The organism is uncultured Oscillibacter sp. (genome assembly GCF_950073225.1).
Taxonomy (GTDB): domain Bacteria; phylum Bacillota; class Clostridia; order Oscillospirales; family Oscillospiraceae; genus Oscillibacter.
On the sequence record NZ_CATMPS010000007.1, the window covers coordinates 1 to 21005 of the forward strand.

Genomic DNA, 21005 nt, shown 5'->3' on the forward strand with positions numbered 1-21005 from the left:
GGCGCTACGGGCGCGACCGGGGCCACCGGAGCCACGGGGGCCACCGGAGCCACAGGCGCGACGGGCGCCACGGGGGCCACCGGCCCTGCGGGTGTCGTGGGTGCAGCGGGCGCCACTGGTGCTACGGGCGCGACTGGTCCTACCGGGGCCACTGGTGCGACTGGTCCCACCGGAGCCACTGGGCCCAACGTCACCGCCACTTCCGCCTTCGCGGCCAACACCAGCGGCACAGTGCTTGCCGTTGTGGTGGGCGGCACGCTGGTTCCCCTGCCGGACAGCCAACTGCTCTCCCCGGATATCACGGTCAACGCTGGAAACACGGTGTTCACGGTGAGCAGCGCCGGGCGCTATCAGCTGTCCTACAATGTCAACACCACTGCGTCCTTGGCCAGTGGCACCCGCCTGCTCATCAACGGTACCCCCAACACGGCCTCTACTGTGGCCCCGATAGTGTCCCTGAGCCACTTTTCCAATGAGATCCTGCTGAACCTAAACGCCGGAGACACCATCTCCCTGCAAATGTTCGGCATCGCCTCGGCAGCTACCCTGCTGCCCGGCTCCGCTGGTGCAACTCTGTCCATCACCCGTCTGAGCTGAGGAGGGATGTCTTATGTCACTGCCAACCTTTCCTATCATTGATCCGCCTCTGACCCGTGAGGGCAGCCTCAACGAGATCATTTCCTCCATCGCTGCCGAGGAACTCAGCCTGAGCCACATCCTCAACGCCGAGGGGGAGAAGCTGCAATATGTTCTGGGGACCCTGCCAGGTCTGGAAACGGCGGCGGCGCTGGATGAGGTGATGCAGGTCAACCAAAGCGTCCAAGAGACCCTGTCCAACGTGATGGAACAGCAGATGCTTCTGACCGGCAAGCTGGCCACGGCCATGAGCGCCCCCATCCTGCCCGGTCCCACCGGTCCTACCGGCGCGACAGGGGCCACCGGTCCCGCAGAAGGTGTTGCCGGAGCCGCCGGAGCCACCGGTCCCACCGGAACGGACGGACCTGTCGGCGCAACAGGGGCCACAGGAGCCACCGGGGCCGCCGGCCCCACCGGAGGTCAAGGTCCCGCTGGTCCCGTTGGGGCAGAGGGCACTGCCGGAGCCGCCGGAGCAGTTGGTCCCACGGGAGCCGCTGGGGCAACAGGGGCAACTGGACCCACCGGGGCCGCCGGGGCAGATGGCGCTGCCGGGGCCGCTGGTCCCGCTGGTGCAGCCGGCCCGACCGGCCCGACCGGCATTGCCGGTGCGGTGGGGGCGGCTGGAGCCGCCGGTTCCACAGGCGCTGCCGGAGCCACAGGAGCCACCGGCCCCAATCCGACGGTTACCGCCGGCTTTGCCGCCAACACCCAGGGCAGCAGCATTCTGGTGGCGCTGGGGGGCGCTCCCATTGCCCTGCCCAACGCCCAGCTCCTGTCTCCGGACATCACCGTCAACGCTGGGAACACGGTGTTTACCGTGGCCACACCGGGCACCTACCAGATTTCCTACCACGTGAATACCACTGTAGGACTGCTGATGGGGACCCGGCTGGTAATCAATGGGGCCAACAGCACCCCCTCCACCATCAATCCGGTCATCTCCACCTCCAATTTCGAGAACCAGATCAAAGTTACCCTGCCCGCAAACTCCACCATTTCCCTGCAAATGTTCACCAGCATTGTGGGCACTGCCATTCTGGTGGGCGGCGGCGCAGGGGCCTCCCTGACCATCATCCGGCTGGATGGGCCGGGCTTGGTGAGAGCCCCGGAACACGATACGGAAGTGGAAGTTGGATTGGATTTCGACGACGAATAAACGCAGGCATTAGACATGAAGCCAAAACCATATGCTCCCGCCGGCAGAAGCCGGCGGGAGCACATGTTGCGTATTGAAAGGAGGCCGCGCTATGGTAAGCGTCAGCTTGTGTATGATTGTAAAAAATGAGGAGGACGTGCTGGAACGCTGTCTGGAGAGCGCCGCTGGGCTGGTGGACGAGATCATCATTGTGGATACCGGTTCTACTGACCGCACCCGGAAGATCGCCGCCCGGTTTACAGATAAAATTTTTGACTTCTCCTGGCGGGACGACTTCTCCGCCGCCCGAAACGAATCCTTTTCCCACGCGTCCATGGACTACTGTATGTGGCTGGACGCCGACGATATACTTTTGGATGAGGACCGGAAGGCCTTTTTGGCTTTGAAGGAGTCGCTGGACCCCTCTGTCGCGGTGGTTATGGCTCCCTACCACACCGGCTTTGACGAGAGCGGCCGGGTGACCTTCTCCTACTACCGGGAGCGGCTCATCAAGAACCGGGAGGGGATGAGTTGGGTGGGAGCCGTTCACGAAGCGATCACGCCGGTGGGGCAGACAAAATATGCAGATTTTGCCGTCACACACCGCAAGACCCATCCCTCCGACCCGGACCGAAACCTGCATATCTATCAGGCCCAGCTGGACGCAGGCGTGGAACTGGAGCCCCGCCAGCAGTTTTACTATGGCCGGGAGCTCTATTACCACCACCGCTGGGATGAGGCGCTGGCCGTCTTTGAGCGCTTCCTGGAGGAAGGCCGGGGCTGGGTAGAGAACAACATTGATGCCTGCTGCCACTGCGCCTACTGTCACAAGGAGTTGGGCCATGATCAGGCAGAACTGGCCGCGCTGCTGCACACCTTTGTCTACGACCGCCCTCGGGCGGAGGCCTGCTGTGAAATCGGACACTGGTTCCTCCGGGTGGAGCGATACCGCCAGGCCGCCTACTGGTACGCTCTGGCCCTGACCTGTACCCGGGATGACCGCAAGGGCGGTTTCGTCTCCCCGGATTGTTACGGATACCTCCCCTGTATTCAGCTGTGTCTCTGCTACAGCCGCCTTGGCGACCAGAAACGGGCGGAAACCTTTAATGAATTGGCCGCCGCCTTTAAACCGGATTCCCCAGCGGTTCTCCACAACCGCAGCGTCTTTCAGGCTCTGTCAGAGTGAATACACTTACCAAATCCAAAAGGCTTTCTTCAACCGATTCACGAACTGGTTGACCGGATTACGATTTATGAAACACCGGGCATGGGGCGCTGCCGCAAGGGAACTTTCAAGCAAATGTTCCAAAGCAGGAATGCTCTTAAGTCTTCTGATGTCTTACAGCGACCATGGAGCGCAATATGCCTCGAAGACTTTCTGCAAACTAGGTTGAGACGAGGGGTTCAAAGAGCTAGAGCAGTTCCCAGCAATAATGAGAAAAAGGAAGCGAGCGCAGGGCAAGGCAGAGGACGCAGGCGGGCTGACGCCCGTCAAGGACGGCAACGCGGCCCTGCGGTTCCTGGACCGATGAACGTTTCTCATGATTTTTGGGTGCTGCCCTAGATGTCCTTTTGTATCAGAATAACGCAGCACCGGGAAACGGGCCCGCATCTACCAGCCCGCATACCTCCATGTATTGAACAGGCTGATACAGATAATAACCCCCATCAGGCCGATGAACAGCCGCTCCACCGACTGATTCGCCATTTGGCGGTTCAGCTTCCGGCCGATGATTCCGCCGCCGATGCCGCCCGCCGCCATCAGTGCCAGTACGGGCCAGCGGAACGGCGGGACCGCGCCGGTGCAAAGCGTGGTGAGCAGATTGCATATCTGGCTGAACAGGATGATATACAGGCTGTTGGCGGCGGCGGTCTTGGTGTCCATGCTGAAAAAGTAGTACAGCACCACCAGATTGATAGGCCCGCCGCCGATGCCCAAAAAGCTGGACATTGCCCCCAACGCCAGTCCGATGACCACGCAGGCGGCGAAGTTTTGGACGCGGCGGGTGGAAATGCGGGACTTGTTGACCGTATACAGCAGCGTCCCCGCAGTCACCACGGCCAGACAGGCGGCCTGAACCGCCCCCACCGTGTCCGGCGAGCCGGACAGCTCCCGCACGGCGGCAAACAGCTGATTTCCCGCCAGTCCTCCCGCCGCCGCGCCAAGGGCCAGCGGCGTCCCCACTTTCAAGGAAACGCTGTGCTCTTTCGCCAGGAGGGATTTTCCCACCGAATAGCAGCTCATGGACAGCACCGTACAGCCCGACAGAAAGCTGATGGCGGTTACCGTCTCCAAATGGAGCAGATCCAGCACCGGCTTGATGATCACGCCGCCGCCGATGCCGCAGATTGCCCCCGCGACGCTGGCCGTCAGGGCCACAAGAAAAAAGATCAGCATGTTGGTTCCTCACAGCTTAATGTATGCTCCAGGTCCTTGCGGAGCGCACGGGGAAAATGCCCTGTCTCCTTCTCACTCTCACTGGTCAGATACAGCCTTTCCGGCGCTTCACGGAGCCTGGATACGGCGCAGCAGGAGCCGCGCCCGGCCCAGACGGGGAAGGGCATAGGCGAAAAAGCCGGCATAGGCCTCACAATAATAGTTGCATCCCAATTGCTCGCCCTCAAGAACCCGGTCCCGCCGGCATCCGTTCCGGCACAGGGGATACCACCGGCAATGACCGCATTTCTCCGGTACGTGCCGGGAGGCTTCGACAAAACCCAGCGCTTCCCTGGCACGGTCCAAGTCCTCCCAGACGTCCTCCCGGATATTCCCGAGGCGGTATGCGTCCAGCCCGTAAAAATCACAGGGGTAGACGCTGCCGTCCGCCTCCACCAGATACTGCAAGCCGCAGCACCCACGCATGGAACACTGCTCCGGAGCGTGCCCCTCCAGCATCCAGAGCAGGTTGTCAAAATAGCGTATGGACCAGTAGCGGCCCTGCTCCAGCTCCCGGTACCACAGGTCAAACAGCTTTTTCAAAAACTCCGCATACTGGGCCGGAGAAAGGGAGTATTCCTGGCCGCCCCGTTCCTCTTTCAGCGGGTCCAGGCAGGGAATGTATTGCTGGAACCGGAAACCCTCCCTGCACAGGCTGGAAAAAACGCTCTGGATATGCCGGGCCAGATAGCCGGTCACTACGGTCAGGACATTGTACTCCACACCGGCCTGTTCCAGCCGGCGGGCCGCCTGGCGTACCCGGTCATAGGTTCCCTTTCCCGCTCCGTCCAAACGGAAACGGTTGTGGCACTCCCGGCTGCCGTCCAGGGACAGGCCCGCCAGAAAGCGGTTCTCTTTGAAAAAGCGGCACCACTCCTCATCCAGCAGCGTTCCATTCGTTTGGATGGCATAGTAGACCGTCAGGCTGGGAGGGGCGGTTTTTTTTACATGGGCGGCGAAATCCCGGAAAAAATCCAATCCCGCCAGGGTGGGTTCCCCTCCCTGGAACAGGAATGTGACCGATCCCTCGGCCGCCTCCACCGCCTTTTCGATCAGAGCATGGCTCACCGCCTCCGGCATCCGGCCATAATTGGGAATCGTGCGGGCCTTTGCCTCGTCGGCATAAAAGCAATACGCGCAGCGCAGATTGCATCCGCTGGAAGCGGGCTTTAGTAAAATGCTCAGGGGCGGCATGGGGCGCCCTCCTTTCCTTCCAAAGCGGCGCGCCGCTTACCTTGCCTCTCTTGCGGGTCCTACCGTCCTTCCCAGGTAAATCTCCGGCGGCAAGACATAGGTGTAACCCTTATCGTCGCAATCCCGGTTTCGGATCATGCGCATCAGCCGGGAGGCCACCTCCTGTCCAATACGGTAACCCTGGTGGATGGAGCAGGTCACCCCCTCCGCCTCCCAGTCGCCGCTGGAGTAGTCGAAGCACACCAGGGAGCAGTCCTCCGGCACCCGCTTCCCCTGCTGCTCCAGCACCTGCCGGGTCAGCTGGAAGATCATGTAGTTGCAGCAGACCACCGCCGTATAACGGGGCAGGCGCTTTAGAAACCGCCTGATGGAATGGGCGTCATACGCCTCGCTGGAGGCAAACCATTTGACGTAATCGTCCTGATACTCCACCCCGTTTTTCTGGAGGGTGGCCGTCATCCCCTGAAACTTCTCGATGCTCTGATAATTGTCGGAGAGGAAGATCCCGGCGATGTGCCGGTGCCCCTGGCGAATCAGCAGGCTGATCAGCTCCTCGGCGCAGCGCAGGTCGTTGACCACCACCCGGGGACATTTCAGGTTCTTATAATAGTTGTTATAGAAAATGACGGGAATCCGCTTTTGGTAAATTTTCTGATAGTAGTCCAGGTTGGGGTTCAGCAGGCTGGCCTTCACGCCGTCCACAATGAACCCCTGAAAGCCCTGGTTTACCACGGCCTGGAGGCAGCGGCGCTCGTTGGCAAACTTGTTGTCGGTGAGGAAGGTGCGCAAATCCACCTGGTCCGGGGGCAGGATGCTTCGGATGCCGTCCATCAGACTGGAGTTGGCGTTCCCGTCCTGGCCCTGGAGGATCAGCCCGATTTTGGTCCTTCCCTCGCTGCCCCCCAATTCCCAGGACAGGGCCACCTCTTTGTTGATATAGGTTCCGCTTCCCTTTACCCGAAGGAGAAGCCCCTCCTCCGTCAGCCGGCTCAGGGCCCGGCGCACGGTTTCCCGGCTGACGGAGAGTTTTCGGGTCAGAACCGTTTCCGATGGAATCTTCGTATTGCTGGAAAACTTGTTTTCCTCAATGTAGGCCCGTACCCAGCGGTAGACCATTTCCGACTTTCGGTCCAGTTCCTTCATGGCGCCCTCCCGGGAATCGCGCAGCTCTCCTCAGTCCGTAATGACGGGACGTGCCCCTTCCGCCTGCCAGATCCAGTCCAGCAGACGCTCCCGCAGCTCCGCCTTTACTTGGGCGTAGGCGGGATCGGCCACCACATTGTTCAGCTGGTGGGGGTCCTGTTCCATGTCGTAGAGGAAATCGTCCGCATAGCGGTCCGAGGCCGCCGCCGCGCCGCCGTTTACGCCGGGGGCATAGACGGAGTAGGTATAGCGCGCCGTGCGGATGCACCGGCCCACCCGGCTCTCGGAAATCTGCGCGAAAATCTCATTGGGCCTATTATCCGCCTTTTTCTCCACAACGTCAAGAAGGTTTTCCCCGATCATGGCGTCTCCCACGTCCACGCCCGCCAGGGCCAGAATGGTCTTGGGCAGGCTGGCGGTGCTGACCAGCTCCTCCACCGCCCGGCCGCCCCGGTAGGGCCCGCCGGCAATGACCAGGGGCACATGGAGGCAGGCGTCGTGGCAGGACCGCTTATAGTCGTCGTAGCCGTTGAGATGATCGTCCCGGTTCCGGGTGAGGAAGTGGGAGCCATGGTCCGAGGCGAAGAGAATCACCGTATTCTCATACAGTCCCTTTTCCTTCAGCTTCGCCACCAGCCGCCCCAGGTTTTCGTCCAGGCTGGCGCACTGGCCCAGGTAATCCGGATACTCCTCGGCGGCGTTGCCGCCCAGGGCCTTCAGGTCCTCGGGCAGAATGAAGTCCCGAAACCGCTCCTTGGAGCCCTCCGGCCCCTCATAGTGCTTGCGGTCGTTCTGGTGGTGGGGCTCAATTTGGGAGACGGTCATGAAGAAGGGCTTTTCTCCCGTGTAGCCGTCCAAAAATTCCAGGGCCATGTCGTTGATGCAGTCCGCCCGGTAGCCCTTGAAGTCGACCCGCCGGTTGTTTTCGTCAAAGACGAAGCCGTCGTAGCCGTGGGAGGTGAACTCCAGCACGTCGGCGGTGCGCCAGAAGCCGGTATAGCCCCCCCGCAGCTCCCGGGGAATGGCGGTGACGGTGTGGTCGATGGTGGGGGGCTTTTCCAGCTCCCCGTCGCTGGCCAGGTGCCACTTGCCGATATAGGCGGTTTCATAGCCCGCTTCCTCAATGTACTGGCCCAGGGTCTTGACGCCGGCGGGCAGCATGATGTTGTTTCGGAAGCAGCCGGTCTCCGTGGGATACTTTCCGGTCTGGAACAGGGCCCGGCAGGGGCCGCACACCGGCTGGGGGGAGAAGGCGTTGTCAAACTTCACGCCCTCCCGGGCCAGGGCGTCCAGATTGGGCGTGATGTCCAGGGGCTGGCCGAAGCAGCCGCAGGTGTCCCAGCGCTGCTGGTCGGTGAAGTAAAAAATGATGTTGTTGGGCATGGTCAGTCCTCCTTCTGCGTGCTGCGTTCCTTCATCTTCCCCCGGACGATGGCGCCCACCGCCAGCAGAATCAGGACCAGGAAGATGATGCAGTACACGCTGCTGAAAAAGATTTTGGGGCTCCCGTTGGAGATCAGCAGGGCCCGGCGGAAGTTCGTCTCCGTCATGCTGCCCAGCACCAGCCCCAGGAGAATGGGCACCGGGGGAAGCTCCAGCTTCCGCAGAATCCAGGCCAGCATAGCGAAAATCAGGGCCACGCCCACGTCGAAGAAATTCTCATTCACGGAATAGGCCCCGGCAAAGCAGAAGATGACGATGATGGGGGTAAGGATTTCCTGGGGGATGGACACCACCTTGGCAAAGAGGGTGGTGAGGAACTTGCCCTGGAGAAGCATAAAGATATTCACCAGAATCAGGCCCAGCATAATGGCGTACATGATGTTTCCCTGGGTGGTGAAGAGGCTGAGGCCGGGATTCAGACCGTTGATCATCAGGGCGGAAAGCATGATGGCCACCGTGCCGTCTCCGGGAATGCCCAAGGTGAGCAGGGGAATCAGGGTCGCGCCGGTGACGGCGTTGTTGGCCGATTCGGCGGCGGCTATGCCCTCTACGGAGCCGTGCCCAAACTCCTCCGGGTGTTTGGACATGTTTTTGGCGGTGTTATAGCTGAACCAGGAGGCCTCCGAGGCCCCGGTGCCGGGGATGATGCCCACCATTACGCCGATGATGGAGGACAGCAGCACCGGACGGGCCATGCGCTTGTATTCCTCCTTGGTAATGACGCCGTCGTCCTTGATTTGGGTGGTATCCAGATTCAGGCGGTCCAGCCGTTTCTCCGCCTTGGACATGATCTCCACCAGGGCGAAAAGGCCAATGAGGCAGACTGCCAGGTCCAAACCCAGGTACAGCCGGGAAATGCCGAAGGTAAAGCGGTCATAGCTGGTCATGGGGTCGGAGCCCACGCAGGAGATAAGCAGTCCCAGGCAGGCGGAAATTAAGCCCTTGATCATGCTCTTGCCCGATACGCCGGCGATGATGGTCAGGCCAAAAACGCAGACCATGAAGTACTCCGCGGTGCCCAGCTGAGCGGCCACCCGGGCCACCTGGGGCCCCAGAAACAGCAGCATCAGGGCGGAGAAGATCCCGCCGAAGGTGGAGGCGTACAAGGCGATTTTCAGCGCGGCCTTGGTCCGGCCCTGCTCCGACAGGGGGTGCCCGTCCAGCATGGTGGCCGCCGCGTGAGGGGTGCCGGGGGTGTTGATGAGAATGGCGGACACGCTGCCGCCATAGCCCCCGGCGCAGTAGATGCCAAGCAGGAACATCATGCCGGGAATGGCGGTCATGGAGTAGGTGACGGGCAGGAACAAAATCACGCACAGGATGACGCTCAGCCCGGGGATAGCCGCGAAAACCGAGCCGATAAACACGCCGATGTTAATCCACAGGATGTTTTCCAGCGTAAACAAAAGGCCGGTGGCCGGGGCAATGTACTGTAACATGAATCCCCCTCCTTAAAAGTCCACGCCCAAGGCAAAGCGAAAGGCCGCCCAGATGGCTACCGCAATGACCAGGGTAATGACATAGTAGGATTTCTTCCGGCACCGGAAATACAGCAAAAAACCCAGGCAGCAAAATACCGCGCCCACCACAAACAGGCCGGTCCACTTGCTGAGAAAATAGGTGCCCAGCAGAATGCCCAGGATTACCAGCGCCTTGGCCTCCACCTGAATGTTGATGACCTTCCAATTCAAGGGCTGCTTTGTGGCCAGCTTATAGAGCTCCTTGCCAATCAGCATGGCGCAGCACAAAAGCATGACCGTCATCAGCAGGGTGGGAAACGCCCGGCCGTTGACCACGTCCTTCTCGGAAACCGCCACCTGGTCCGGCATGACCAGCAGGATTGCCACGGCAAAGAGCGCGAACGCCAGGCCGGTAACCAGGTCAATGGGGATGCGGATTTCTTTTTCGTGCAGCTTCCGGCCCCAGGCGTCCATACGGCCGTTAAACTGCTCTACCCATTGCTTCATAGGGGTCCTCCTTTCAAAATTCAGAGAATAAAAAGGGGGAATGGGCGGGACCTCTGCCCTATCCCATTCCCCCGTATGGAGCGCTGCGATCAGCCCGCGACGATGTCCTTATATTCGTTGACGATGCTCTTCACGTTTTCCACATGGGCTTCCACGTCCGCAACGGACATGGTATCCACTTCCAGCAGCATGGTGTCCTGGAGCCACTCCACGACCTCTGCATCCGCCAGAATCTTGCCGTAGAGCTCTTTCAGCTCGGCGACTTTCTTCTCGTCGGTGCCGGCCCGGGCCATGACGAAGCAGCGGTTGCGGAAGTAGGGATAGCCATGCTGACCCACGCCTTCAACGCCGGCGAAGGGACCGTTTTCGATATTGCCCTCGTCAAAGGCGCACACAACGGTCACGCCCTTCTGCTGATAGGTCTCCAGAATCTGGGACTGGTGGGAGACGGCGAACTGAGTCTCGCCCCGGGCCACGGCCTGAGCGGCCTCGGCGGCAGACTGATAGGGGGTCAGCTTCAGCTTATCACCCGCGCCCATGGAACCGAACAAAGCCGCGGCCAGGAACGCCTCGGAGCTGGTGGCGCCGTTGACGGCCACGCTGATTTCCGTTCCCTGCTGGACATAGGCTTCCAGGTCGGCCACGCTGCCGATGTTCAGCTTGGCGTCGGCGGAGAGGACGAAGATGGAGGAATACAGGTTCTCCACAAACACAAAGTCCTCATAGCCGAACTGCATCTTGGCCGGGTCCAGGATGGAGGTGATGGACAGCAGGCCCTCGCCCACGAAGACCAGCTCGGTATCGTTGGCCTTGGTGTCGGCTACCCAGGTGTTTACAGTGGCGGCGTCTCCCTTGATGGCCTCGGCCACCAGGGTGATGGTGTCGGAGTAGCTGGTGGACTTGGTCGCCGCCTGCTGGCTCACCATGGCGGCCACGCCGGAGGGAGCCCAGGGGCAGGTCACTTTCCAGGTTGCGGACTTTTGGCCGCAGCCCGCCAGCAGGGCTGCGCACATGGCGGCAAGCAGTGCAATGCTGAGAATTCTTCTTTTCATAATCTCGCTCCTTTTCTGTTTTGCATCAGATGAGGTCCAGGTCATTTTCCAACATCTGTATATTGAAAATGTAGCATAAAGTCACGCTTGATTCAACAGCTTTTAAAAGAAAAGAAACAAAGTTGTCTGGTTGTTAGCTTGGATGTAGAAACCTGTCTGCCTGCCAATTGCTATTTTGGATATTTCATATAAATTTGCTGCCCTGGTTTTGTGACGTGCGCCGGAGGAAAACTGCGGTAAACAGATTTTGAAACATTGCTGCATTCCGCCGTTTCCCCCTTTGTGGTACTGTGGGGACAGTAAAGCTCCCAACATATCATATAGGAGGTCATTCATCATGAAAAACAGTCTGAACCGCAAGCAGCAGAATCGGGAAAACCGCTGTTCTGTTTGACATTTGAAAGGGTGATATGTGCCGCCACACCATCAGCCTCAATCGTATTGGAGGTGCTTTCCGCGTTTTCGGTAATCAAGATTTCGCCATTTGAGACGATATATTTTGTATCATTCGCATCTTCTCCTAAATTTCCGAATGCCTATGTATGCAGACAATGTAAGAAACTCATTATGGATATCGAAGAATAGAAATTTAAGTTTATAGGGCAGTCGTCCGCTGGTGGATGGCTGCACACTTCGAATATTTTGACGGATATTTTAGCGAAGCTGCTTTCAGCAACACCGGTCTGAAAAAGGAGAACAAAGATAGAAGATTGCATTTCCAGGCGAATCGTGAGATAATAAAGTGTCAGCTCACGCAGCCGGAGGCAGCGAACATGGAGGTGCGCTCCTATGAACAAAAACTATTATCTCCTGACAAACCTGCTGACCGAGGAAGAAACCAAGATCATCACCAGCATTATCCGGCACATTGAAAATGACGAGCGGAGAATCGGCGTCCAGCAGATCGCCAATGAAAACTATGTCTCGCCGACTTATATTATCAAAATGTGCAAGCGCTTGGGCTTTGATGGCTACAGTGAACTGTATTATCACCTGCAGCAGACCGCCAACGCAAATGACCGCTCCAGCGGAGCGGCGCTTCAGGAGCTGATTGATAACTACGACGAAGAGAAGGGCCTTCAGTTTTGTGAGCTTCTCCGGCAGTTCCAGAACCAGAAGCTCTTTGCCGATGGGAGCGGGTTTTCCGAGCTGGTCGCGGACTACATTGCGCAGCGGCTGGCCGTCTGCGGCTTTATGGTGTTCAACCGGGTTCATTTTTACGACTTCATGATCTTCCATGAGGAACACAAAGGCGCCGCCACCAATATTGAGCCGTCTTTGCTGATTGCGATTTCCCAGAGCGGGGAAGCGGTGCCCATATTGAACGACGTGCGCGCAGCGAAGGACCGGGGATTCAAAATCATCTGCTTTACAAAAAGAGAGGAGTCCACCCTGGCCTCGCTGTCCGATCTGGTCTTTATTGTCGAGGGTTCGAAACAGACGCTGGTAGGGGGGATGCCGAATCCCTTCTTTGGCCGGGTAATCCTGGCATTTGAGGAGCTAGTGGGATACTACTTTAAAAGTCAAAGACCGCTTGAATGATCTCCTTGGCGAAATCAGGAAAAATAAAACGAAAACGGGAAAAAATTTCCACAAGCTGTGTGCTATACTTTATTTACCAAGTATAGCGCACGGCTTTTCTTTGGGCTTGGAACAGCCCTTTTTTCCGTGTTAACGGGCGTATGCCCTTAGCAAATCATTATAACTTATTAGGAGGTTACACCATGAAAAGAGCTCTTGCATTGGCGCTGACCATGATCCTGTGCCTCGGCCTGCTGGCAAGCTGCGGCAGCAACGGCGGCGGTGGCCAGCAGAATACCGACACGCCCCCGGCGGAAGCCGGCGGCCCCAAGCAGGTGGACAAGCTGAGCGTCTACTTTGTCCCCTCCCGTGAACCCAGTGAGATCGTCACTGCCACGGAGCCCTTGAAGCAGATGCTGAAGGACGCGATGCTGAAAGAGGGCTATGACATCGGCGAGGTGGAGATTACGGTTGGAACTACCTATGAGGCGGTGGGCGAGGCCCTGGTGGCCGGTACCGCAGACGTGGGCCTGATTCCCGGCGGAACCTACGTGCTGTACGACGACGGCTGCGATGTCATTCTGACCGCTACCCGCGACGGCTTGAGCAAGGACTTTGACGATCCCAAGGACTGGAACGACGGAACGCCCACCGAGGCGTCCGACAAGCAGGCGGTCTCCTATCGCGCGCTGCTCATCGCCGGGCCCTCTGAAAAGGGACAAGCCTTGGTAGCGAAGGTCAACGCGGGCGAGGAGCTGACTTGGGACGAGCTGAACGCCGCCAACTGGAGCGTCATGGGCTCCTCCTCTCCCGCGGGCTACATCTATCCCGCCCTGTGGCTCCAGGACCGCTACAGCAAGGGCATTACGGACCTTGCCAGCGCCGTCCAGTCGGACTCCTATGCCAGCGCCTTTGCCCGCCTGGCCTCCGGACAGGTGGACGTGCTGGTGACCTACGCCGACGCCCGCCGCGATTACGCGGAGCGCTGGAACACTGAGTTTGGACGGGAGGGCTCCATCTGGGAGGAGACCGGCCTGATTGGCGTCACGGCCCCCATTTACAATGATACTGTGTCGGTGAGCAAGACCTCCCCCAAAATGGACGCGGACATGGTCGCGGCGCTCCAGAACGCTTTTATCAACATTGGAAATACGCCCGAGGGGAAAGAGGTCATCGCCATCTACAGCCACAACGGCTACCAGAAGGCCCAATCCTCCGACTATGACAACGAGCGGGCGGCACAGAAGCTGATTCAAGAGCTGACGGCCGCGAACTGATTCCTGACCTTTGGCAGGAGAGAATATCCAGTTGCCCGCGGGTCTTCCGCGCCGCGGAGGATATTCTCTCCTCCGTGTTTATGAAAAGAAATGAGGCAGCCAAAATGATTGTATTTGACCATGCTTCCAAGGTCTATCCCAACGGGACCGTCGGACTGAAGGATGTGACCCTCACCATTCAGGACGGCGAGTTTGTAGCCATCATCGGCCGCTCCGGCGCCGGAAAATCCACGCTGCTGCGGGCCGTCAATCGGATGCATGATATTACGGAGGGCACGCTGACCGTTGAGGGAGTCAATGTAAGCACGCTGAAAGGCAAAGAACTGCGACGCTTTCGCCGGGGGATCGGCATGGTGTTCCAGTCCTTCAACCTGGTTACCCGCACGACGGTGATCCGCAACGTGCTTTCCGCTTGTGTGCCTGAAATGCCCTTCTGGCGGGTTCTGCTGGGGGCCTTCCGCAAACAGGATAAGCTCACGGCCCTGGAGTCCCTGGACAAGGTTGGGATTCTGGACAAAGCCTACATCCGGGCGGACCAGCTCTCCGGCGGACAGCAGCAGCGGGTGGCCTTGGCCCGGACCCTTGCCCAAAATCCCAAAATTATTCTGGCGGATGAACCTGTGGCGGCCCTGGACCCTGTCACGGCCAAACAGGTCATGCAGGATTTTGTGCGCATCAACAAGGACATGGGCATCTCCATCCTGCTGAACATTCACCATGTGGAGCTGGCCATCGAATACGCGGACCGCATCATCGGCATTCGGGCGGGTCAGATTGTCTACGACGGACCGGCCAAGGCGGTGGATCAAACGGTGCTAAGCAGCATCTATGGAGAGTCCGGCCCGCAGGAGGAGACGGCATGAAGCTGTATGACTGTCTCTTTAAGCCCCATCGGTATAAGCTGCCCAACGGCAAGGTGGTGGAGGAGAAGTTTACCCGCCTGCCGCTGATCCTGCTGGTGATTCTATTCTGCACCGTGGTATCCGTCCGGGTTACGGGGTTTAACTTTGAGACCCTGCTCAGCGGCGGCAGCCGGTTCTTTGATATTCTCTTCGACATGTTCCCCCCCAATACGGGCTATCTCCCGAAAATCTGGACGCCGCTGCTGGATACGATCAAGATGTCCCTCCTAGGCTCCTTTGTGGGCTCGGTTCTGGCCATCCCTTTCGCGGTTCTGGCGGCCAGCAACATTGTGACCAATCGGGCGGTGGTGTTTCTGGTGCGACTGTTCCTCAGCCTGGTCCGGACGCTGCCCACCCTGGTCTGCGCATTGATTGCCACCTACATTTTTGGCCTGGGCACCATGGCGGGCACCTGCGCGATTGCGGTTTTCACCTTCGCCTATGTGGGCAAGCAGCTGTTCGAGCTGATTGAGACCGTGGACATGGGTCCCTTCGAGGCCATGGAGGCCCTGGGTGCGACCCGGACCCAGGCGTTCGTCACGGCGGTGTTTCCCCAGGTGCTGCCCACCTATCTCTCTGTGTCGCTGTTCTGCCTGGAGGGCAATGTGCGCTACGCCTCCATTCTGGGTTATGTGGGGGCTGGAGGACTGGGCCTCATCATGAATGAGAAAATCGGCTGGCGGGAGTACAGCAGCGTCGGCATGATCCTGATCGTCCTGTTTGTGACGGTGGTAGCCATTGAGGGCTTCAGCCACGCTGTCCGCAAGCGCCTGACTTGAAGGGAGGCGCCGGTATGGAAAAAACAATTGCGGCGGCCTATGAACGGGCTCCGAAAACCTGGATCATGAAATTGCTGCTGGCTTTCGCGGCGGCGTGTCTGCTGGCGTGGTCCAGCTCCACGGTCGTGATCAGCGATACCGCCGGAAACGGCCTGAGCGTGGCGGGGAACATCCTCTCCGGCATTCTGCACCCGGACACGAAACTGCTGTTCAACTTCACGGCCTCCGGCGTGGCGTATCTCCTGCTGGAGACGCTGTGCATCGCGTTTCTCGGCACCATAGTCGGGGCGGTGATTTCGGTGCCTCTGTCTTTCCTGTCCGCCACGAACCTGATGCCAAAGCCCATCGCCCTGCTGGGGCGCTTCGCCATCGCGGCGATCCGAACCATTCCCGCCTTTATTTATGGCCTGATGTTCATCCGTGTCACAGGGCCGGGGCCCTTCGCGGGTCTTCTGACCATGTCCCTGTGCTCCATCGGCATGGTTTCCAAGATGTTCATTGAGAGCATCGAGGACTTGGACAAGCGGATTTTGGAGTCCCTGGACGCGGCGGGCTGCACGACGTTCCAAAAAATTCGCTACGGCATCCTGCCCCAGCTGTTTCCTGACTTCATGTCCACCCTGATTTACCGCTTCGATATGAATTTGCGGGACGCCACGGTTTTGGGCCTGGTGGGTGCCGGAGGTATTGGCGCGCCGCTGATTTTCGCCATGAGCTCCTACCGCTGGAACGAGGTGGGGTCTATTCTCCTGGGGCTGATCGTGCTGGTGCTGATGATTGAGTGGATCTCCGCTAAGATCCGCATGAAGCTGACGCGGGGGTGAGGGCATGGAAGAAAAGACGCTGCAAATTTACTTCACCTCCGACCTTCACGCGTTCATCTACCCGACGGATTACCGCGGCGCGGAGGAACGGGAGCTCGGCCTCTTCAAATGCGCCAACCGCTTTCAAAAAGACGGCAATACCCTTATCATAGACGGAGGCGATGTTTTACAGGGCTCTCCTCTGGGGGCCTTCTGCCACGACTCCCAGGAGGACGCCGGCAGCTTTGCCCAGATCATGAACTGCTGCGGGTATGACTATGTGACCCTGGGCAACCATGATTTCAACTACGGGATGGCCTATCTGGACTCGTATCTGGACGCTCTGGAGGCCCGCTGCGTCTGCCAGAACGCTCTGCGGAGTGACGGGACGGTCCGTTTTCCCAGCCGGGTCCACGTGCTGGAGAACGGCCTCCGGGTGGGCGTCGTCGGCATTGTGACGGACCATGTGAACGTCTGGGAGCGGCCGGAGCATCTGACCGGGCTGACGATCACCGATCCCATTCCGGCGGCCAGGGCGGCCTTGGAGGCGCTGAGGGGACAGGCGGACCTGACCGTCTGCGTCTATCATGGCGGCTTTGAGCGGGACCTCGCCACAGGCCGGGTGCTTTCCGCCAGCAGCGAGAACATCGCCTACCGGCTGTGCCAGGAGCTGGATTTTGACATTCTGCTGACTGGCCACCAGCATATGTGTATTCCGGGACAGTCCCTCTTTGGGACCTTTGCCGTTCAGGCCCCGGATTCCGGCAGGGCGTTTATCTCCCTCAAAGCTCTCGTGGCGGATGGGCATGTCATCTGCAACAGCCAGGCGATTCCGGCGGGCGGGGACTGCGATCCCATTCTTCTGGACAGATTCGGCAATCTGGAGCAGGGGGCGCAGACCTGGCTTGATACGGTGGTGGGCCGCCTGGACCGCCCTCTGCTTCCGGCACCGCCTCTGATTATGGCGGCGGAGGGAAACGACATTGCGGACTTCTTCAATGAGGTCCAGATGTCCTGCTCCGGTGCGCAGCTGGCGGCGACAAGTCTGGCCAATGAGATTGCGGGGTTCCCCCAGACCGTGCGCCGGAGGGACGTGCTGACGGCGTACCCCTACACCAATACGCTGACGGTCCTGCGTGTGACCGGCTCGGTCCTGCGGCGGGCCATGGAGCGGAGCGCCGAATACTTCGCCGTTGACGAGGAGGGGAGGCTCTGCGTGGCGGACGCCTTCCTGAAACCGAAGGTGGAGCACTATAACTACGACTATTTCTCCGGGGTGAACTACGCCTTTGATATTTCCAGACCAGAGGGACAGCGCGTTGTGGAATTGACGTACCAGGGCGAGATGGTAAAGGATGAAGATGAGTTTACCATCTGCCTCAACAGTTACAGGGCCAGCGGCGCGGGCGGATATCCGGAGTATACGCAGTGCCGGGTCGTGCGGGAAATCAATATTGAGATGTCCGATTTGATCTTGGATTTTTTCAAGAACACGCCGAAGGTGTCTTTAAAGACCCGCCGCTGGTTTACCGTGTATACGTCTCACGGAACTGGGGCCCTGTGAAGCCTTGCGGTTCTTTGCAGCCTGCGCCATCATGAAAGCGGCCCCGACCTTCACAAGCCGGGGCCGCTTTGCGCAGAGGACAGAAATTAACGATGAATCTTCTGTTCCTGATCAAGATTGCCACAGAGAGGAGAATGCCGCGTGGAGTCGCAGAAAGAGTGGTTTGACAATCTGTATTTACAGTGTTCGCCCAAAATGGTATCCATCGCTGTGCGGGCGGGGCTTACCGTTGAAGAGGCGGAGGAAATTACGCAAGATGTCTTCCTGCTCTTTATGGTCAAGGCTCCCGCGATCCGGAAACAGAATTCTTCTCCCACCGCCTATTTGTCCGCCACGCTGCGGAATCTGCTTGGAGACGCCCTGCGGCGGCGCAGACGGGAAGGGTCCCGCAGAGAAATGCTTGAATAAAGTGGACGAGTAGTTCTTCCTGGAATGCGCTTGAGACGAACAAGAGGACGAAGAAGAAACGACGTTTATTTATCCAGTGTTTCTTGATGAGTGCCGCTAGAAACCTACGGCGCTTTGTAGCTGCTCCCACGCCGTACGGCCTGCATCGGTAAGAACATATTCGCCGCTTCCAAGCAGAGAGTTCACACAGTCTGTGTATTCTGTCCGGTCAGGGTTTTTCTGGATCGTTCGCGCTAGATGGGACAGAATTTGTTTCTGTTCACGGAAACCTGTAAAATGCTAAAAAGCGGCAGGTCCCAATTTAGATGACCTGCCGCTTTTTATAAACTATGTATTCTCTGTTCCCTCAAAGCTCAGCCGCGCCTCAGAATCGGAAGGTAATGCCGCCCGCTGCGCGGCCGTCACGATCCGAAAGGCTTTCCCCCATGCGCGCCTATCCGTCAGCCTTGGCCGTAGTAGGCCCCGGGGCCGTGCTTGCGGAGATAGTGCTTATCCAGCAGCTCCTGCTGCATGGCCCCCAGGCCCGGCGTCAATAACATGGCGTGGAAGTCCATAAAGGCGCATTCCTCCAGCACCACAGCGTTGTGTACGGCGTTAAAGGGGTCCGTCCCCCAGGCGAAGGGACCGTGGCTGTGGACCAGCACCGCCGGGACCTGGGCAGGGTCGATCTTCCGCTCCCGGAAGGTCTCGATGATGACATTGCCCGTCTCCAGCTCATAGCTTCCCGCAATCTCCTCCGGAGTCATCTTCCGGGTGCAGGGGATTTCGCCGTAGAAGTAATCCCCCTGGGTGGTTCCCTGGGCCGGGACGCCTTTCCCCGCTTGGGCGAAGGAGGTGGCCCAACGGCTGTGGGTGTGAACGATGCCCCCCAGAGCCGGGAAAGCCTTGTACAGCGCCAGGTGCGTATCCGTGTCGCTGGAGGGCTTGTACCGGCCCTCCACCCGCTCTCCGGTCTCCAGGCTCACCACCACCATGTCCTCGGGCTTCATGCCGTCGTACTCCACGCCGGAGGGCTTGATAACCATCAGGCCCTGTTCCCGGTCGATACCGGAGACATTGCCCCAGGTGAAGGTGACCATGCCGTATTTCGGCAGCAGCAAATTCGCGTCGCAGACCTGTTTTTTCAGTTCTTCAAGCATATTTCTTACCTCATAATATACCCGCAGGGGCCGCCGCCCTCGGCGGCCCCTTTCTCCATAATTGCCAGGGTTGACGGGGACGGGCCGCCGAGGGCGGCGGCCCCTGCGGTGCGCGTTATTTGAACATATGGATTATCTCAATTTCCAGGCCAGATCGGAGAGGAACAGGTCGTGCTCCAGGCTCTCCACCGTGGTGTCCTTGGTGATGTGGACAAACTCGATATCCAGCATGTTGGCCCAGTCCTTCATCTGCTCCGCCGTTACGTCATAGCTGAGGACCGTATGGTGGGCTCCTCCGGCGGTGATCCAGCACTCCACGCCGGTGGTGAGGCTGGGCTCCGCCTGCCACATGACACGGGCAACAGGCAGATTGGGCATGGGCAGGATGGGCTTGACGCAGTGGATATCCTGGCAGATCAGCCGCAGGCGGCCCCCCATGTCGATGAGGCTGACCACAATGGCGTCGCCGGGCCTGCCCTCGAAGACCAGCCGGGCCGGGTCCTCCCGGCCGCCGATGCCCAGGGGATGAACCTCAATCCGGGGCCGGTCCGCCGCCACGGAGGGGCAGACCTCCAGCATGTGGGCGCCCAGGCTGTACTCCTGACCCTTCACCAGATGGTAGGTGTAGTCCTCCATGAAGGCGGAGGCTCCGTTGCCGCCCTCGCCCATGGCTTTCAGGATAGCGGTCATAGCGGAGACCTTCCAGTCGCCCTCGCCGCCGTAGCCGTAGCCCAGGGCCATCAGGTGCTGGGAGGCAAGGCCGGGAAGCTGCTTCATGCCCCAGAGGTCCTGGAAGGTGTTGGAGAAGGCCAGACAGCCCTCGGCGTCCAGCATCTTTTTCATGGCGATCTCTTCCCGGGCCTGATAGCGGACGGTTTCCAGATCATCGGTCGCGAAATCGTAGCTGGCCTTATAAGTTTCCATCAGGGCGTCGACCTCGGCCTCGGTGACCCCGTCCATCACCTTGACCAGGTCGCCAACAGCCCAGGTATTCACCTGCCAGCCCAGCTTGGCCTGGACCTCCACCTTGTCGCCTTCGGTGACGGCCACTTCCCGCATATTGTCTCCAAAGCGCATGACCTTCATGGACTTGGAAACGGCCACGCCCACGGCGGCCTTCATCCAACTCCCGATGCGGGCCTGAACCTCCTCATCCTGCCAGAACCCGGCGATGACCTTCCGCGGCTTTCTCAGACGGGCCCCGATGAAACCGTGTTCCCGGTCGCCATGGGCGGCCTGGTTCAGGTTCATGAAGTCCATGTCGATCTCCTCGTTGGGGATCTCCCGGTTGTACTGGGTGGCAAAGTGGCACCAGGGCTTCCGGAGGTCCGCCAGGCCGTTGATCCACATCTTGCTGGGGCTGAAGGTATGGCACCAGGTAATCACTCCGGCGCAGGAATCCTCGTAATTGGCCTCTTTGCAGACCTGGGCAATTTCCTGATTGGTCTTGGCGGTAACCTTATAGACCAGGGGATAGGGCAGGACGGCGCTCAGCTTTTCCGCCATCTCGGCGGCCCGGGCGGCCACGGTGTCCAGCACCTCGGGGCCGTAGAGGAACTGACTGCCGACAACAAACCAGAACTGATACTGTTTCATGGATTTTCC

Annotated in this window: 18 protein-coding genes and 1 pseudogene; 10 read left to right on the forward strand and 9 right to left on the reverse strand. The window is 59.3% G+C overall.

The window, feature by feature from the left end; genetic code table 11:
- The 3 genes and pseudogenes from Q1M04_RS05545 to Q1M04_RS05555 all read left to right on the forward strand — a co-directional run.
- Positions 1 to 597 (forward strand): annotated as a pseudogene (locus Q1M04_RS05545) (collagen-like protein); the annotation flags it as partial.
- A 13-nt stretch (positions 598 to 610) separates the two neighbouring features.
- Complete coding sequence (locus Q1M04_RS05550; RefSeq protein ID WP_300345784.1) at positions 611 to 1792, forward strand: BclA C-terminal domain-containing protein; 1182 nt, start codon at positions 611 to 613, stop codon at positions 1790 to 1792.
- Between the two features lie 91 nt (positions 1793 to 1883).
- Positions 1884 to 2957, forward strand: a complete 1074-nt coding sequence (locus Q1M04_RS05555) for a glycosyltransferase family 2 protein (RefSeq protein ID WP_300446796.1) — start codon at positions 1884 to 1886, stop codon at positions 2955 to 2957.
- A gap of 426 nt (positions 2958 to 3383) precedes the next feature.
- On the opposite strand, the gene Q1M04_RS05560 is transcribed toward Q1M04_RS05555, so the two are convergent.
- From Q1M04_RS05560 to Q1M04_RS05590, 7 genes are all read right to left on the reverse strand, one after another.
- On the reverse strand, positions 3384 to 4169 hold the full coding sequence (locus tag Q1M04_RS05560; protein ID WP_300345788.1) for a sulfite exporter TauE/SafE family protein: 786 nt from the start codon (positions 4167 to 4169) through the stop codon (positions 3384 to 3386).
- A gap of 108 nt (positions 4170 to 4277) precedes the next feature.
- Positions 4278 to 5402: an anaerobic sulfatase maturase gene (locus Q1M04_RS05565; protein ID WP_300345790.1), complete on the reverse strand. Its 1125-nt coding sequence runs from the start codon at positions 5400 to 5402 to the stop codon at positions 4278 to 4280.
- A gap of 36 nt (positions 5403 to 5438) precedes the next feature.
- Positions 5439 to 6545, reverse strand: coding sequence for a GntR family transcriptional regulator (locus Q1M04_RS05570; protein ID WP_204791407.1), 1107 nt, complete (start codon positions 6543 to 6545; stop codon positions 5439 to 5441).
- A 30-nt stretch (positions 6546 to 6575) separates the two neighbouring features.
- Positions 6576 to 7928, reverse strand: a complete 1353-nt coding sequence (locus tag Q1M04_RS05575; RefSeq protein ID WP_297997655.1) for a sulfatase-like hydrolase/transferase — start codon at positions 7926 to 7928, stop codon at positions 6576 to 6578.
- Between the two features lie 2 nt (positions 7929 to 7930).
- On the reverse strand, positions 7931 to 9427 hold the full coding sequence (locus Q1M04_RS05580; RefSeq protein WP_297997653.1) for a tripartite tricarboxylate transporter permease: 1497 nt from the start codon (positions 9425 to 9427) through the stop codon (positions 7931 to 7933).
- A gap of 12 nt (positions 9428 to 9439) precedes the next feature.
- Complete coding sequence (locus Q1M04_RS05585) at positions 9440 to 9955, reverse strand: tripartite tricarboxylate transporter TctB family protein (RefSeq protein WP_297997651.1); 516 nt, start codon at positions 9953 to 9955, stop codon at positions 9440 to 9442.
- 89 nt (positions 9956 to 10044) lie between these two features.
- Positions 10045 to 11007 carry a tripartite tricarboxylate transporter substrate-binding protein gene (locus Q1M04_RS05590; protein ID WP_297997649.1) on the reverse strand — a complete coding sequence of 321 codons (963 nt, stop codon included), beginning with the start codon at positions 11005 to 11007 and terminating at the stop codon, positions 10045 to 10047.
- A gap of 789 nt (positions 11008 to 11796) precedes the next feature.
- On the opposite strand from Q1M04_RS05590, the gene Q1M04_RS05595 reads away from it, so the two are divergent.
- The 7 genes from Q1M04_RS05595 to Q1M04_RS05625 all read left to right on the forward strand — a co-directional run bounded on the left by Q1M04_RS05595 (position 11797) and on the right by Q1M04_RS05625 (position 18261).
- Positions 11797 to 12549, forward strand: coding sequence for a MurR/RpiR family transcriptional regulator (locus tag Q1M04_RS05595; RefSeq protein ID WP_297997647.1), 753 nt, complete (start codon positions 11797 to 11799; stop codon positions 12547 to 12549).
- A gap of 182 nt (positions 12550 to 12731) precedes the next feature.
- Positions 12732 to 13805: a phosphate/phosphite/phosphonate ABC transporter substrate-binding protein gene (locus Q1M04_RS05600; protein WP_297997645.1), complete on the forward strand. Its 1074-nt coding sequence runs from the start codon at positions 12732 to 12734 to the stop codon at positions 13803 to 13805.
- A gap of 104 nt (positions 13806 to 13909) precedes the next feature.
- Positions 13910 to 14668 carry a phosphonate ABC transporter ATP-binding protein gene (phnC, locus tag Q1M04_RS05605; RefSeq protein WP_297997643.1) on the forward strand — a complete coding sequence of 253 codons (759 nt, stop codon included), beginning with the start codon at positions 13910 to 13912 and terminating at the stop codon, positions 14666 to 14668.
- Positions 14665 to 15486 (forward strand): phosphonate ABC transporter, permease protein PhnE, encoded by an 822-nt coding sequence (gene phnE / locus Q1M04_RS05610; RefSeq protein WP_297997641.1) that lies wholly within the window; start codon positions 14665 to 14667, stop codon positions 15484 to 15486. Before phnC ends, phnE (Q1M04_RS05610) begins: the two co-directional genes overlap by 4 nt.
- A 14-nt stretch (positions 15487 to 15500) precedes the next feature.
- On the forward strand, positions 15501 to 16310 hold the full coding sequence (gene phnE / locus Q1M04_RS05615; RefSeq protein ID WP_297997639.1) for a phosphonate ABC transporter, permease protein PhnE: 810 nt from the start codon (positions 15501 to 15503) through the stop codon (positions 16308 to 16310).
- Positions 16311 to 16314: 4 nt separating this feature from the next.
- Entirely contained in the window at positions 16315 to 17853 is a 1539-nt protein-coding gene (locus tag Q1M04_RS05620; RefSeq protein WP_297997637.1) for a bifunctional UDP-sugar hydrolase/5'-nucleotidase, read from the forward strand.
- Positions 17854 to 17994: 141 nt separating this feature from the next.
- On the forward strand, positions 17995 to 18261 hold the full coding sequence (locus Q1M04_RS05625) for an RNA polymerase sigma factor (protein WP_297997635.1): 267 nt from the start codon (positions 17995 to 17997) through the stop codon (positions 18259 to 18261).
- A gap of 440 nt (positions 18262 to 18701) precedes the next feature.
- On the opposite strand, the gene araD is transcribed toward Q1M04_RS05625, so the two are convergent.
- Positions 18702 to 19400 carry an L-ribulose-5-phosphate 4-epimerase gene (araD, locus tag Q1M04_RS05630; RefSeq protein ID WP_293279492.1) on the reverse strand — a complete coding sequence of 233 codons (699 nt, stop codon included), beginning with the start codon at positions 19398 to 19400 and terminating at the stop codon, positions 18702 to 18704.
- 132 nt (positions 19401 to 19532) lie between these two features.
- Positions 19533 to 20996 (reverse strand): L-arabinose isomerase, encoded by a 1464-nt coding sequence (araA, locus tag Q1M04_RS05635; RefSeq protein ID WP_293279491.1) that lies wholly within the window; start codon positions 20994 to 20996, stop codon positions 19533 to 19535.
- Positions 20997 to 21005 lie beyond the last annotated feature (9 nt).

What these genes read in the sequence shown, in the direction of transcription:
- phnE (WP_297997639.1), top strand. Translation starts at nt 15,501, where the DNA reads ATGGAAAAAACAATTGCGGCGGCCTATGAACGGGCTCCGAAAACCTGG.
- Q1M04_RS05580 (WP_297997653.1), bottom strand. Translation starts at nt 9,427, where the DNA reads ATGTTACAGTACATTGCCCCGGCCACCGGCCTTTTGTTTACGCTGGAA.
- Q1M04_RS05575 (WP_297997655.1), bottom strand. Translation starts at nt 7,928, where the DNA reads ATGCCCAACAACATCATTTTTTACTTCACCGACCAGCAGCGCTGGGAC.
- Q1M04_RS05595 (WP_297997647.1), top strand. Translation starts at nt 11,797, where the DNA reads ATGAACAAAAACTATTATCTCCTGACAAACCTGCTGACCGAGGAAGAA.
- phnC (WP_297997643.1), top strand. Translation starts at nt 13,910, where the DNA reads ATGATTGTATTTGACCATGCTTCCAAGGTCTATCCCAACGGGACCGTC.
- araD (WP_293279492.1), bottom strand. Translation starts at nt 19,400, where the DNA reads ATGCTTGAAGAACTGAAAAAACAGGTCTGCGACGCGAATTTGCTGCTG.
- Q1M04_RS05570 (WP_204791407.1), bottom strand. Translation starts at nt 6,545, where the DNA reads ATGAAGGAACTGGACCGAAAGTCGGAAATGGTCTACCGCTGGGTACGG.
- Q1M04_RS05600 (WP_297997645.1), top strand. Translation starts at nt 12,732, where the DNA reads ATGAAAAGAGCTCTTGCATTGGCGCTGACCATGATCCTGTGCCTCGGC.
- Q1M04_RS05555 (WP_300446796.1), top strand. Translation starts at nt 1,884, where the DNA reads ATGGTAAGCGTCAGCTTGTGTATGATTGTAAAAAATGAGGAGGACGTG.
- Q1M04_RS05550 (WP_300345784.1), top strand. Translation starts at nt 611, where the DNA reads ATGTCACTGCCAACCTTTCCTATCATTGATCCGCCTCTGACCCGTGAG.
- Q1M04_RS05590 (WP_297997649.1), bottom strand. Translation starts at nt 11,007, where the DNA reads ATGAAAAGAAGAATTCTCAGCATTGCACTGCTTGCCGCCATGTGCGCA.
- Q1M04_RS05585 (WP_297997651.1), bottom strand. Translation starts at nt 9,955, where the DNA reads ATGAAGCAATGGGTAGAGCAGTTTAACGGCCGTATGGACGCCTGGGGC.
- Q1M04_RS05565 (WP_300345790.1), bottom strand. Translation starts at nt 5,402, where the DNA reads ATGCCGCCCCTGAGCATTTTACTAAAGCCCGCTTCCAGCGGATGCAAT.
- Q1M04_RS05620 (WP_297997637.1), top strand. Translation starts at nt 16,315, where the DNA reads ATGGAAGAAAAGACGCTGCAAATTTACTTCACCTCCGACCTTCACGCG.
- Q1M04_RS05560 (WP_300345788.1), bottom strand. Translation starts at nt 4,169, where the DNA reads ATGCTGATCTTTTTTCTTGTGGCCCTGACGGCCAGCGTCGCGGGGGCA.
- phnE (WP_297997641.1), top strand. Translation starts at nt 14,665, where the DNA reads ATGAAGCTGTATGACTGTCTCTTTAAGCCCCATCGGTATAAGCTGCCC.
- araA (WP_293279491.1), bottom strand. Translation starts at nt 20,996, where the DNA reads ATGAAACAGTATCAGTTCTGGTTTGTTGTCGGCAGTCAGTTCCTCTAC.